Source organism: Flagellimonas pacifica, from assembly GCF_900215465.1.
Classification (GTDB): domain Bacteria; phylum Bacteroidota; class Bacteroidia; order Flavobacteriales; family Flavobacteriaceae; genus Flagellimonas; species Flagellimonas pacifica.
In genome coordinates this window covers 147,597-161,707 of the sequence record NZ_OBEH01000003.1, presented here as the reverse complement: position 1 = coordinate 161,707, position 14,111 = coordinate 147,597, and the positions used below count along the sequence as shown (strand labels likewise).

Below are 14,111 nucleotides of genomic sequence, written 5' to 3'. Positions count from 1 at the left end.
TTGTTCCAATGAATTTATTGACGGTAGAGAACATTTCAAAATCGTACGGAGAGTTAGTCCTTTTCTCAGATATTTCCTTCGGAATAAACAAAGACCAAAAGATTGCGCTTATTGCCAAAAATGGAAGTGGAAAAACATCCATCCTCAATATTATTTCTGGAAAGGACAATTCTGAAACCGGGCAAGTAACCTACCGTAAAGGAATTAACATTGCTTTTTTGGAGCAAGAACCAAGCCTTAATCCAAGTTTGACCATTGAGGAAACAATTTTTAGCACAGACAATGAGATTTTAAAAGTAATTGCCAACTACGAAAAAGCCGTTCAAAATCCAGATGATGCCGAAGCCTACCAAAAAGCTTTTGAAGCTATGGAGCGAAACAATGCATGGGACTTTGAAACACAGTACAAGCAAATTCTTTTTAAACTGCAATTAGATCAACTTGATTTGAAAGTGAGCATGCTATCTGGAGGACAAAAAAAGCGGTTAGCTTTGGCCAATGCGCTGTTGACAAAACCAGATTTGCTCATTTTGGACGAACCAACCAACCACTTAGATCTTGAAATGATCGAGTGGTTGGAAGCCTATTTTACCAAAGAAAATATAACCCTGTTCATGGTGACCCATGATCGTTATTTTCTAGAGCGGGTATGCAATGAAATCATAGAACTGGATAACAACCACTTATACGGTTACAAGGGAAACTATTCCTATTACCTGCGTGAAAAAGAGGGGCGAATGGAACGAGAGGCCGTAGAACAGCACAAATCCAAACTCTTGTTCAAAAAAGAGTTGGACTGGATGCGAAGACAACCCAAGGCGCGAACCACCAAATCAAAATCCCGTATTGACGACTTTAAGGAAATAAAACAAAAAGCGCATCAACGGAGGATTGAACACCAGGTGCAGTTGGAGTTGAACATGGAACGTTTGGGAAGCAAGATTCTGGAACTGCATAATGTATCCAAATCCTACGATGATAAAACCATTTTAGAAAAATTCGATTATAACTTCACCAAAGGTGAACGCATGGGCATTATTGGTCAAAATGGGACTGGAAAGTCTACTTTTTTGAATATTCTAACCCAAAATGAGACCATTGATGGTGGAAAAGTGGTGGTGGGTGATACATTGAAATTTGGCTACTACACCCAAAAAGGAATTACTGCTAAGGAAGGACAGAAAGTAATTGATGTCATCAGGGAATTTGGAGATTACATTCCTTTAAAAAAAGGGAAACAAATTTCGGCGCAACAACTTTTGGAACGTTTTCTATTTGACAGGAAAAAGCAATACGATTTTGTTGAAAAACTAAGTGGAGGAGAACGCAAACGCTTGTATTTGTGTACGGTATTAATTCAAAATCCAAACTTTCTGATTCTGGATGAACCTACCAACGATCTGGATATTGTAACATTGAACGTTCTGGAAAGTTTCTTGCTCGATTTTCCCGGATGTCTGATTGTAGTATCTCATGACCGTTATTTTATGGACAAGATTGTGGATCATTTGTTTGTTTTTAGAGGCAATGGGGTCATTGAGGATTTCCCAGGCAATTATTCCGATTTCAGGGCCTATGAAAATAGTAAGGTCATAGCCAAAAGAGAGGCCAAAACCAACAATCCAGAAAAAGCGGAAAAAACTAACTGGAAGCAAAAGGATGATGGTGGAAAATTATCTTATTCAGAACAGAAAGAACACAAACGATTGGAAAAGGAAATTCAAAAATTGGAAGAGCAAAGAGAGGTTCTCCAAAACAAGTTTACTTCCCCAGATTTAAGTGGTGATGAAATCAAACAACTTTCAATTGAGCTTAAGGAAGTTTCAAGTTCCATAGAGGAAAAAACGGAACGGTGGTTTGAACTTTCTGCTATTTTGGAAGGGTAATTGTCCCATCGAGTTTAGTTGAGATGCATGTCAAGTTTATTACATATCTAAAATTCCTATCAAAGTCCACCAATCAACATGGGGTCCACTCCCCTTTTGTTTTTAATTACGTGACCAAATGTTTGTATTCCGAACAAAAAAAACATTCCAATAAATCCATCAATATATTACTAAAGAGCAATGATTATTTCAATTTTGACCGTATAAAGGTTTTGGGAAGTCCATCTTTAGATGGAGAGGTAAAAAAAATGTTTCAAAATCAGAATCAATCAAAGGATAGTATTGATGTTTTGTACACTGAAAAGTTAAACCTTCTCTTAGTTGAAGAAATTCTTAAACAAGACCGCCTGCATAATGATAGTATGATCTTAATTGATTCCATTTACCAAAGTCCTAAAAAACATCAAGCTTGGAAAAAACTCATCACATCGCCAAAAATCACCGTAAGTATGGACCTATTCCACTGCGGAGTATTGTTCATCCGCAAAGAACAGGAGAAAGAACATTTTATCATCCGGATTTAAAAAAGTAATTTTAAATATGGAAAGTGCAGCAACAACCGATTACACAATTTGGTACGTCCTTGGAGTTTTAGGCATTATTTATCTTGCCATTTTCTTTAAGAACAAAAGAGGGACAAAACGTAGAAAATCAAGGAGGTTTATGGAAGGGAAACGAAAACACAACAATAACAATTGAACAGTTACCAATGGTCAATAATCAATAACCATTTATATACATTGCCAATTGTACATTGTTCATTGCTAACTGGTAATTGAAAAATATGAAAATCTATACCAAAACCGGTGATAAAGGTACTACTGCGCTGTTTACAGGCAAACGCGTTCCCAAACACCATATTCGTATTGAAAGCTACGGCACTATTGATGAGCTGAACTCTTTTTTGGGGCTTTTGCGTGACCAAGAAATAGATTCAAGCTCAAAAGAGACACTCTCCCTAATTCAAAACAAGCTTTTTACCGTAGGGGCCATTTTGGCCACCGAACCCACTAAAGAAAATCGTTTAAAAATCCCAAAAATAAACGAAGAGGACATTCAGTTTCTTGAAAAGGAAATGGATAAAATGAACGAAGAACTACCTGAAATGACTCATTTTATTCTTCCCGGCGGACATACTACCGTGTCATACTGTCATATTGCCAGAACGGTCTGCCGTAGAGCAGAACGAATGATTTCCTATCTTCATGAAAGTGAACCAGTACCTGAACGACTACTCTCCTATGTAAATCGATTATCGGATTACCTATTTGTCTTGGCACGAAAGTTGTCAAAGGATTTACAGGCTCAAGAGGTCAAGTGGATTCCTGAAAAGTTGGACAAATAAATCCAGATTTTCTACGTTACAGTTTAACAAACAGAAAATAATTTTCAAATAATGTCGATTTTTCTTGACAAATTGAGTTTAAAAATTATTTTTGCAAAAAATTTAAAATCAAACCGTTACTATGTACTGGACATTAGAATTAGCTTCATATTTAAGTGATGCGCCTTGGCCAGCCACCAAAGACGAATTAATAGATTATGCTATCCGTACCGGAGCACCATTGGAAGTTGTAGAAAATCTACAGTCCATGGAGGAAGAAGGTGGCGAAATTTACGAATCCATCGAGGAGATTTGGCCTGATTATCCCACCGAGGAAGATTACCTCTGGAATGAGGACGAGTATTAATCCCATATAAACAAACACAGTTAAAAAGTCTCTTAGGAGGCTTTTTTTTATGTAATTTTGACAGCTTAGCAGAAGGTTCCTGCCCTATCTGTACAATGGAACAGCTTTTGCAATCCAAAAGAAAAATTATTCATGAGCTTTATTAATTCAGTACTAAAGGTTTTCGTTGGAGATAAATCAGAAAAAGACGTAAAATCACTACAACCTTTGGTAAAAGAGATAAAATCCTTTGAGGAACAACTTAAAGGATTATCCCATGATGAGCTGAGACAAAAAACGGCTTCATTCAAAAAACAAATCGAAGAAGATTGTAAGGAGATCAATGATCAGATAGCCAAACTTCAGGAAGAAGTTCAAACTTCGACTGACATTGACAGAAATGAGGAAATCTATACCGAAATAGACAAACTTAACGAAGAAGCCTATAAAATTTCGGAAAAAACATTAAAAGATATCCTTCCAGAAGCTTTTGCTGTGGTAAAGGAGACCGCCAAACGATTTGCCTCAAACGAAACCATCACCGTAACCGCTTCGGAATTTGATCGCTCTCTTTCGGGATCAAAAGATTATGTGACTCTAGAAGATGACAATGCAGTTTGGAAAAACTCTTGGGATGCAGCAGGGAAAGAAGTTACCTGGGACATGGTTCATTATGATGTACAGCTAATTGGAGGTATTGCCTTGCACGAAGGTAAAATTGCAGAGATGCATACTGGTGAAGGAAAAACATTGGTGGCCACCCTCCCACTCTACTTAAATGCCCTTTCAGGAAAAGGAGCGCACTTGGTTACTGTAAACGACTATTTGGCTAAAAGGGATAGTGCATGGATGGCTCCTATTTTTGAGTTCCACGGACTTTCAGTTGATTGTATTGACAAACATCAACCCAATTCTGAAGGTAGAAGGGCTGCGTACAATGCCGATATCACCTACGGAACCAATAATGAGTTTGGATTTGACTACCTAAGGGACAATATGGCACATACGCCAGGGGATTTGGTACAACCTCCACACCATTATGCTATTGTAGATGAGGTGGATTCTGTATTGATTGATGACGCCAGGACTCCTTTGATCATTTCTGGTCCGGTTCCCGAAGGTGACCGACATGAGTTCAACGAATTAAAACCCAAAGTTGGTGATATTGTTCAAAAACAACGCCAGCATTTAACCGGGGTTTTGGCTGAAGCCAAAAAGCTCATTAAAGATGGAGATACCAAAGAAGGTGGCTTTCTATTGCTACGTGTGCATAGAGGCTTGCCTAAAAATAAAGCGTTGATCAAGTTTTTGAGTGAAGAAGGTGTAAAACAGCTGCTTCAAAAGACCGAAAACTTCTATATGCAAGACAACAACCGGGAAATGCCAAAGGTAGATGCCGATCTGTTGTTCACCATAGATGAAAAAAACAATCAAATTGAATTGACCGATAAAGGGGTCGATTACATTTCTGGAGATCAGGACAAGGATTTCTTTGTAATGCCAGATATTGGTGGAGAAATTGCCAAGATTGAAAACCAAAATCTTGAGATTGAAAAAGAAGCAGAGCTCAAAGAAGAACTATTCAAGGATTTTGCCGTAAAAAGTGAGCGAATCCATACTATGAGCCAATTGTTGAAAGCATATACCCTCTTTGAAAAAGATGTGGAATATGTGGTAATGGACAACAAGGTAATGATCGTTGATGAGCAAACCGGTCGTATCATGGACGGAAGACGTTATTCTGATGGATTGCACCAAGCCATTGAAGCAAAAGAGAATGTAAAGATCGAGGCCATGACCCAGACCTTTGCAACTATTACACTTCAGAATTACTTCAGAATGTACAACAAACTAGCTGGAATGACAGGTACCGCCGTTACCGAAGCTGGTGAATTCTGGGAAATCTATAAGTTGGATGTGATGGAAATCCCAACCAACCGACCTATTGCCAGAGACGACAGACATGATTTGATCTACAAGACCAAAAGAGAAAAATATAATGCCATTATTGAGGAAGTGACCGAGCTCTCCAAAGCTGGAAGACCAGTTTTGATAGGTACTACTTCGGTAGAAATATCCGAATTGCTTTCCAAACTATTGAGCGTTAGAAAAGTTCCACATAACGTTCTTAACGCAAAATTGCACAAAAAAGAGGCTGATATTGTAGCTGAGGCGGGTAATGCAGGTATAGTAACAATTGCAACCAATATGGCAGGTCGTGGTACCGATATTAAATTGAGTACCCAAGTAAAAGATGCTGGCGGATTGGCCATTGTAGGAACAGAACGCCATGACTCCAGACGTGTGGACAGACAGCTACGCGGTCGTTCCGGGCGTCAAGGAGACCCAGGTAGTTCTCAATTTTATGTTTCATTGGAAGACAACCTTATGCGTTTGTTCGGGTCTGATCGTGTGGCCAAAATGATGGACCGTATGGGCTTGGAAGAAGGAGAAGTCATTCAACATTCCATGATGACCAAATCCATAGAACGTGCCCAAAAGAAAGTAGAGGAAAACAACTTCGGTATCCGTAAACGTTTGTTGGAATATGATGATGTAATGAACGCCCAACGTGAGGTAGTGTACAAAAGAAGAAGGCACGCTTTACAAGGAGAACGCTTGAAGGTGGATATTGCCAATATGATCTACGATACTTGTGAGGTTATCGCGGACACCAATAAAGCCGCTGACGATTACAAGAATTTTGAGTTTGAGCTCATCAAATACTTTTCTATCACCTCTCCAATTACCGAGGAGGATTTCAAAAAATTGAGCTTTCAAGAAATTGCCAACAGCGTTTATAAAGCTGCGTATGATTTTTATGAGCAAAAAATGGAACGAAGTGCCACAGTAGCATTTCAGGTCATTAAAAAAGTATACGAAGATCAAGCCAATAAATTTGAGCGCATCGTGGTTCCATTTACCGACGGTATTAAAACGTTGAATGTGGTCACCAATTTGGAAGGAGCATACAACAGTAATGGAAAACAATTGATTACTGACTTTGAAAAAAATATCTCTTTAGCCATTATTGATGAATCTTGGAAAACGCATTTGCGTAAAATGGATGAATTGAAGCAATCCGTACAATTGGCAGTGCACGAGCAGAAAGACCCTCTTTTAATTTACAAGTTTGAAGCTTTTGAACTTTTCAAGGAGATGATCGATAAGGTCAACAAAGAAGTTATTTCTTTCTTGTTCAAAGGAGAGTTACCCTCTGAAAACACCAATCAGATACAAGAAGCCAGAAATGTACGTAGACCTAAAGAAAATCTACAAACATCTAAAGAGGAAATCCCAAACAGTGATGAATTGGCTGCTCAAAACAGAGCCGCAGGGCAAACTCAAGGTGGCAGACCCCCAGTAACGGAAACTATTGTTCGTGAAAAACCAAAAATTGGCAGAAATGATAGGGTTACCATAAAAAATGTAATGACAGGGGAAAGTAAAACGGTTAAATACAAACAAGCAGAACCCCTTATTGATAAAGGTCAGTGGGTGCTGGTAGAAGATTAATCTCTTTTCACCTAAAATTATTAAACGACAGTCATTTACGGCTGTCGTTTTTGATTATATAAAAAACATAGTTAGATTTACAACGTAAACACCCCATAATAAGCTATTTTTACTACTCCTTTAAAACAGTTGTGGTAAAGAGAACAACCAACCTCGCAGCATATGAAAATTCCTAATAAGGACAAATATCGTTTACAGGACAAAATTCAATTGGTGCTCAAGGTTAACTATAATTCTTGTTTGTTCGCGGTCTTGTTTGGCCTTATCTGCCTTTTTCTTCTGGACATAAAAGGAGTAATTCCTTACACTTTTTTTGGATTTGCTCTTCTAAACCTTGCTAATACTTTTTTGTTCAAAAAACATGAAAACCTTACTGTAACCTATAATACAACCTCCATATTAGCTATGGTTGCAGCCATTTTGATTACACTATTCAGTGGAGGCATTCAAAGCCCATTTATTTTCGTATTGGCTATTGTAGTGTTTGCTGGGTATGTAACAACAAAAATTTATGGGCAAATTTATTTGATTATCAACCTTGTGGTAGTTGCCCTGATATTTCTTTATGATCTAGGGGATTTTAGAATATCTGAAAACACAATTCCCGAGAACAATAGAAACTGGTTTGCTTTTTTAAGTGTAGTTTTTGCTGTTTACCTTTTGGGAGGTGTATTTGGAAAAAATTTACTGAAAGCGCACCATAAACTTTACAAATCCCGTAGAGAGATTCAAGATAGAATCAATGAAAAGGAAACCTTATTAAAAGAAGTGCACCATAGGGTAAAAAATAATCTACAGACCGTTTCAAGTTTGTTGAGCCTACAATCCAGGGCCATTGCAGATGAGAAGATAAGTAACATCATAAAAAGTAGTCAAAACCGTGTGGTTTCCATGGCCATGGTTCATGAAATGCTCTATAAACGGGATGATTATTTATCTAAAATAGAATTAAAACCTTACGTAAAAGAATTAAGTGATTATCTGGTACGCTCGGTTAAGGGAAACACCAACAATGTAAAGATAAACTTGGACATTGATGACAATAAACTCAGTATAGATACCGTAATACCTCTTGGTTTAATCATCAATGAAACCATAACCAATGCCTTAAAATATGGAATTGTCGAAGATCAAGAAGGAGAAATAACAATTTCCTTAAAGAAAATATCCGATAATCGCTTTGAGATGAATTTGGGAGATAATGGGATAGGCTATCCAGAGGATATTAACCCGTCTACTTCAAAATCTTTGGGATTAAAACTCATTTATAACCTTGCCAGACAACTGCGTGGTACTATCTCCAAAGATTCAGAGAAAAAAGGCACCTATTACCGAATTGAGTTTGAAGAAATTATAGAAGAATTCAACTCTGTTGATTAAAACCTTTTCCTATCTTTATGAGATTAACTAATCTTATAAAGAATGTTGAAAAAACTACTTCTTGCAGTCCTTTTTTTAAGCACTTCCCTTTCAGCACAAGACTATTTTCTTAAAAAATATCATCCTTTCAATTCAAGTATTCCAACCCCTGAGGAATTTTTGGGGTATGGCATTGGAGAAAAGCATACAAGGCACGATCTCATTGTAAATTATTTCATCAAACTTTCCGAGGTTTCTGACCGGGCAAGCATCCAAGAATATGGAAAGACCCACGAAGGAAGAAAGTTAGTTATACTTACCGTTACCTCCCCTGAAAACCTTGGTAATCTAGAACAACTCAAAGCCAAGCATTTGCAATTCACGGACCCTTCAAAAAATCCGACTAATTACGATGAGGTGCCTATTTTTATAAATCTAGGCTATAACGTGCATGGTAATGAACCTTCAAGTTCAGAAGCCGCGCTATTGGCGGCTTATACGCTCATCGCTTCCAACAATCCAGAAATTCTGAATTACCTCAACAAAGGAGTCATCTTTATAGACCCCACCATTAATCCCGATGGTAGGGACAGGCACACCCAATGGGCCAATATGTATCAAGGCAATCCCTTGGTTGCGGATCCCCAAGATGCCGAACATAATGAATACTGGCCGCGAGGCAGGACCAATCACTATTGGTTTGATTTGAATAGAGACTGGCTATTGGGAATAAACCCTGAAAGTAGAGGAAAATTAACTTGGTACCATGAATGGTATCCCAATGTTGTGACGGATTTTCATGAAATGGGCACCCAAAGCTCTTATTTTTTTGAGCCTATGAAAGACAACGGTTCCTTAAACCCCATCATGCCTAAAGAAAACTATGTGGACCTGAACAATCTTTTTGGCGATTATTTTTCAAAAGCACTGGACAGCATAGGTTCTTTTTACTTTACCAAAGAAGCGTTTGATGGCACATATCCAGGCTATGGTTCCTCCTACCCTGATCTACAGGGAGGCCTTGGTTTGCTTTTTGAACAAGCTAGTTCCCGAGGGCACAAACAAACCACTGATTTTGGTGAAATTACGTTTCCCTTCACCATTAGAAATCAGTACATCTCTAGTATGACCACTATTAAAGCCGCAGTGGAAAACAAGGGCATGTTGCGCAAGTATCAACAAGACTTTTTTAAAAGTGCGTTGGGAAATGCTTCTAAAAGCAAAGTCAAGGGATATAGCTTTAAAGATGAATACGATCCAAATCGTGTAAAGGCATTTGTAGATAAACTCTTGTTGCACAAAATTGATGTTTATAAATCGGGTTCCAGCTATGTGGTACCAACCCGTCAACCGCAATATAGAATGGTTCAGACAATGTTTGAAACCTATGCAAAATATAAGGATAGTGTGTATTATGATGCATCAGCATGGTCCGTTGCAAATTTTTATAACATGGATTATAGACCTGTCAATACTTTAAATCTTGGTGAAAAGGTCGTCTCAACAAAAAATTTGGTTAGTCCAGGACCTGTTAAGAAAACCGACTATGCTTACATTATAGACTATGATGATTATAATGCCACGGCAGCGCTTTATCATCTTCAATCCAAAGGATTGGTAATTTCTTCTTCCTTTAAACCATTTACCGCTAAAACGAGCAATGGAAACAAAAAATTCAACTATGGCGCTTTGGTAATTCCCGTTAGTCTTCAAAAGAAAGACAGTGATGCTGTATTTAAACTAATTCAAGAAGTGCAAAACAAGTATCAGGTTCCCATTTATACCACTGGGACAGGATATAATTCGCAAGGTATAGATTTGGGCAGTAGATGGGTCTCACCTATAACAAAGCCTAAAGCCGCCATGATTATAGGCAATGGGGTACGTTCCTACGAAGCCGGGGAAGTTTGGCATTTATTGGATACACGCGTTCACATGCCAATTACCAAAATCCCTGTCAGAAACTTTGGGTGGGCCAATTTGGACAAATACAACACCTTGGTAATGGTCTCTGGCGGATATGATTTTTCCAAAAAGAATTTGGAAAAAATAAAGAGCTGGGTAAGCAAGGGCAATACCTTGATTACCATTGGAACAGCCTCTAAATGGGCCATTGATAAAGAATTAATAGAAGAAAAGCTGACAGAAAAAGAAAAGGACAGCACCAAAACAGCAGTTAGAAAACCCTATGTCAATGCACCGGAAAATATAGGGAAAGAAAGAGTTGGCGGGGTCATTCTTAAGGTTGATTTGGATATAACACATCCTTTGGGCTTTGGGTATCATGATAGTTCCATCCCTGTGTACAAAAACAACACCGTTTGGCTATCCCCAAGTAAAAATGACTATGCAACTGTGGCAAAATATTCCAAGAATCCGCATATAGATGGCTTTATCACCAAGAAAAATATGGAGGAAAACCTCAAACCTTCTGCCTCTTTGATCGTAAGCAAACTTGGAAGTGGAAGAGTGGTTCTTTTTGCGGACAATCCCAATTTCAGGGGATCTTGGTACGGAACCAACCGATTGTTCTTAAATGCACTCTTTTTAGGTGATAAAATTAGAATTCCAGAATAGACCATGATAAAAAAACTATTTTCTTTAGCAATTCTGTTCCAAATCTTTATTGGATATGGACAAGACAGTATGAGCGAGGGCCCTTTTCCTCAACTCATCATTAGAGGTGTTACATTGATCAATGGCAACGGAGCTCCACCAAGAGGTCCTATTGACATTGTAGTGGAGAATAACAAAATTGTCAAAATCCAGGTAGTGGGCTACCCTGGGGTCAACATTGACAACTCCAAGAGACCCAAATTAAAACCTGGGGGAAAAGAACTAGATTGTGAGGGCATGTTTTTACTACCCGGATTTGTGGACATGCATGGACATATTGGAGGGATTGCACAGGGAGCTGACTCCGATTATGTGTTCAAACTGTGGATGGCCCATGGTATCACCACAGTTAGGGAACCTGCAGGGCGCGGTGTTGACTGGACATTGGATTTGAAGCAAAAAAGCAAAAAGAATGAAATTATAGCTCCACGGGTATTTGCCTACACTGCTTTTGGGCAGAAAACAGATGGTTTTAACCCTTTGAATGATGCTCCCATCAGTACGCCTGCCCAAGCTAGAAAGTGGGTCCGGGCCAATGCCGAAAGAGGTGCTGATGGCATCAAGTTCTTTGGCGCACCACCTGAAATAATGGCCGCTGCCTTGGACGAAAACAAAAAATTGGGACTACGCTCCGCTTGCCACCATGCCCAATTGGATGTTGCTCGTTGGAACGTACTTCATTCTGCACGAGCTGGATTAACAAGTATGGAACATTGGTATGGGCTCCCTGAAGCATTGTTTGAGGATAGGACCGTTCAGGATTATCCGTTGGGCTACAACTACCAAAATGAGCAGCATCGATTTGAAGAAGCAGGAAAATTATGGAAACAAGCTGCCAAACCTTATTCCGAGCATTGGAACAAGGTTATGGATGAATTAATCAGTCTTGATTTCACTTTAGACCCTACCTTTAATATTTATGAAGCCAGTAGAGATTTACACCGAGCAAGAAGGGCTGAATGGCATGAAGACTATACATTACCTTCTCTTTGGGACTTTTATCAACCCAGTAAAATATCGCACGGATCCTATTGGCACGATTGGGGCACAGAACAGGAAGTAGCCTGGAGAAACAATTACAAACTATGGATGACCTTTGTAAATGAATATAAGAACAGAGGTGGTAGGGTTACCACTGGCTCAGATTCAGGTTTTATTTTCCAATTGTATGGTTTTGCCTATATCCGGGAAATGGAATTACTTCGCGAAGCTGGATTCCATCCCTTGGAAATAATACGATCGTCTACATTGAATGGTGCTGAAGCTCTAGGAATGGCAGATAAAATTGGTACTGTGGAAGTAGGAAAACTAGCCGATTTTGTGATTGTTGCCGAAAATCCATTAAAAAATCTAAAGGTTCTATATGGCACAGGAGCCGTTAAATTAACAGATGATAACGAAGTGGTACGTGTTGGCGGTGTTAGCTACACCATTAAGGATGGGATTATCTACGACGCGAAGGCGCTTTTGCAAGACGTAAGGACAACAGTACAGCAGCAGAAACAAAAATTAAACTACAAAATAAAGCAACCGGGATTAAAATAGCGTACATATTTTAAGGGTTTTGAGGTTTGATTTGGCTAAAATATAGCAATTGGATTATGGAATTCTTTAATAATCGGTCTGTTACAATTTTTTCCCGATTAAATGCCTTAGTGGTAATTATTAGGGAAATAGGTTATTCTGTATTTGATGAATTTCCTGAGTCTCTCTTTTTTCTAAGAGAAAAAGCTATCGATGCAATAACGAAAGCTGTACTGAAAAACAAAGTCATTGGAATTATAATTCCCATTATCATGATTAAGCCAATTTAGAACGGTTTCTCTTGGTCTTGAAAGAAAGTGCTTTCTTAACTCTAGAGTTTTTGAACATATATAATCTAGCAACTTCAGTTTCCTTTTGAGCCTCTTCTTGAATTTCAATGCTCAACTCTACACCTACAGTAATAGTTTCTACTTTTACTTCTTTAGAAGTGTCTTGGGCCATAGCTAAGGTTCCGAAGAAGATTATTGCGATAAGGGTTAAAACTGCTTTCATGACTTGGGTTATTTTTACATTGTAAATTTACTTTTGGAGGTACCCTGCTCTAGATTTTCATCGCTTAACCCACATTTTTTTTCGGTATCCGTACTTTTTTCGGCTGAAGTGCATTTTATCCTCGACGAAAGTTTTTGGCTCAAAAAACAGGCTGCCGATTCGATATGCATTTCATCGATAATAGCAATAAGAGTAGCTATTACAAGACGTGCACTTTATCCGGTTTTTTGGTCACAACATCTATGGGGAGACTTGTATTGGAACTCAAGATTTCATAATTTCAGGGCATTTTCGGGCTCAGACCGAGGTTATTTTAAACCCTAGACCATGAATATTACTTTTTTAGGCCACGCCACTATCTTTATTGAAACAGAAAACTACAAACTCATTATTGATCCTTTCATTAGTGGGAACAATTTGGCGACTCATATCAACATTGATACTTTAAAGGTGGATTACATCCTAATAACCCATGGTCATCAGGATCATGTATTGGATGTAGAGACAATTGCGGAAAACAACCCCAATGCTATATTGATATCTAATTATGAAATTGTACAGTGGTTCAGTGAGAAAGGTATCAAAGGACACGCTTTAAACCACGGTGGAAACTATCATTTTGATTTTGGGTCCTTAAAATACGTGAATGCCATTCATTCCAGCATATTGCCAGATGGCTCATATGGTGGTAATCCAGGGGGATTTATCCTAAAGACTCCGTCTAAGTGTATTTATATTGCCGGTGATACAGCGCTTACTTTGGATATGAAACTGATTCCCATGACTTGTTCAGTGTTGGATTTGGCAGTTCTACCTATTGGCGATAACTTTACCATGGGGTATGAGGATGCTTCAATCGCCAGCGATTTTATTGAGTGCAACAAAGTTTTAGGGTACCATTACGATACTTTCCCTCCTATTAAACTAGATAAAACTGCCGCACAATCCCATTTCAAGTCAAAAGGAAAAGAATTGATATTATTGGATGTAGGCTCCAATATATCCATTTGAAAAATTATATTAGACT

At 38.5% G+C, this 14,111-nt stretch carries 10 protein-coding genes; 9 read left to right on the top strand and 1 reads right to left on the bottom strand.

Annotation, left to right across the window (positions count from 1 at the left end):
- Positions 1–8 precede the first annotated feature (8 nt).
- From CRO15_RS10520 to CRO15_RS10485, 8 genes are all read left to right on the top strand, one after another.
- Entirely contained in the window at positions 9–1,886 is a 1,878-nt protein-coding gene (locus tag CRO15_RS10520; protein ID WP_097045795.1) for an ABC-F family ATP-binding cassette domain-containing protein, read from the top strand.
- A gap of 23 nt (positions 1,887–1,909) precedes the next feature.
- Positions 1,910–2,410 carry a hypothetical protein gene (locus CRO15_RS10515; protein WP_097045794.1) on the top strand — a complete coding sequence of 167 codons (501 nt, stop codon included), beginning with the start codon at positions 1,910–1,912 and terminating at the stop codon, positions 2,408–2,410.
- Between the two features lie 260 nt (positions 2,411–2,670).
- Entirely contained in the window at positions 2,671–3,231 is a 561-nt protein-coding gene (locus CRO15_RS10510) for a cob(I)yrinic acid a,c-diamide adenosyltransferase (RefSeq protein WP_097045793.1), read from the top strand.
- Positions 3,232–3,352: 121 nt separating this feature from the next.
- On the top strand, positions 3,353–3,577 hold the full coding sequence (locus tag CRO15_RS10505) for a DUF2795 domain-containing protein (protein WP_013551418.1): 225 nt from the start codon (positions 3,353–3,355) through the stop codon (positions 3,575–3,577).
- Between the two features lie 132 nt (positions 3,578–3,709).
- Complete coding sequence (gene secA / locus CRO15_RS10500) at positions 3,710–7,072, top strand: preprotein translocase subunit SecA (RefSeq protein WP_097045792.1); 3,363 nt, start codon at positions 3,710–3,712, stop codon at positions 7,070–7,072.
- A gap of 162 nt (positions 7,073–7,234) precedes the next feature.
- On the top strand, positions 7,235–8,452 hold the full coding sequence (locus CRO15_RS10495) for a sensor histidine kinase (protein WP_097045791.1): 1,218 nt from the start codon (positions 7,235–7,237) through the stop codon (positions 8,450–8,452).
- Between the two features lie 42 nt (positions 8,453–8,494).
- Complete coding sequence (locus tag CRO15_RS10490) at positions 8,495–11,008, top strand: M14 metallopeptidase family protein (protein ID WP_097045790.1); 2,514 nt, start codon at positions 8,495–8,497, stop codon at positions 11,006–11,008.
- 3 nt (positions 11,009–11,011) lie between these two features.
- Positions 11,012–12,592, top strand: coding sequence for an amidohydrolase family protein (locus CRO15_RS10485; RefSeq protein WP_097045789.1), 1,581 nt, complete (start codon positions 11,012–11,014; stop codon positions 12,590–12,592).
- Between the two features lie 255 nt (positions 12,593–12,847).
- Here CRO15_RS10485 and CRO15_RS10475 read toward each other — a convergent pair whose 3' ends face one another.
- The gene (locus CRO15_RS10475) at positions 12,848–13,084 is read right to left on the bottom strand and encodes a hypothetical protein (RefSeq protein ID WP_097045787.1); all 237 of its coding nucleotides are present in this window, start codon (positions 13,082–13,084) and stop codon (positions 12,848–12,850) included.
- 327 nt (positions 13,085–13,411) lie between these two features.
- Here CRO15_RS10475 and CRO15_RS10470 point away from each other — a divergent pair, with 327 nt between their 5' ends.
- Positions 13,412–14,095 (top strand): metal-dependent hydrolase, encoded by a 684-nt coding sequence (locus CRO15_RS10470; RefSeq protein WP_097045786.1) that lies wholly within the window; start codon positions 13,412–13,414, stop codon positions 14,093–14,095.
- Positions 14,096–14,111 lie beyond the last annotated feature (16 nt).

Bases quoted from the DNA above. Each gene is read 5' to 3' on its own strand.
- CRO15_RS10520 (WP_097045795.1), top strand. From the start codon at position 9: ATGAATTTATTGACGGTAGAGAACATTTCAAAATCGTACGGAGAGTTA.
- CRO15_RS10515 (WP_097045794.1), top strand. From the start codon at position 1,910: ATGCATGTCAAGTTTATTACATATCTAAAATTCCTATCAAAGTCCACC.
- CRO15_RS10510 (WP_097045793.1), top strand. From the start codon at position 2,671: ATGAAAATCTATACCAAAACCGGTGATAAAGGTACTACTGCGCTGTTT.
- CRO15_RS10505 (WP_013551418.1), top strand. From the start codon at position 3,353: ATGTACTGGACATTAGAATTAGCTTCATATTTAAGTGATGCGCCTTGG.
- secA (WP_097045792.1), top strand. From the start codon at position 3,710: ATGAGCTTTATTAATTCAGTACTAAAGGTTTTCGTTGGAGATAAATCA.
- CRO15_RS10495 (WP_097045791.1), top strand. From the start codon at position 7,235: ATGAAAATTCCTAATAAGGACAAATATCGTTTACAGGACAAAATTCAA.
- CRO15_RS10490 (WP_097045790.1), top strand. From the start codon at position 8,495: ATGTTGAAAAAACTACTTCTTGCAGTCCTTTTTTTAAGCACTTCCCTT.
- CRO15_RS10485 (WP_097045789.1), top strand. From the start codon at position 11,012: ATGATAAAAAAACTATTTTCTTTAGCAATTCTGTTCCAAATCTTTATT.
- CRO15_RS10475 (WP_097045787.1), bottom strand. From the start codon at position 13,084: ATGAAAGCAGTTTTAACCCTTATCGCAATAATCTTCTTCGGAACCTTA.
- CRO15_RS10470 (WP_097045786.1), top strand. From the start codon at position 13,412: ATGAATATTACTTTTTTAGGCCACGCCACTATCTTTATTGAAACAGAA.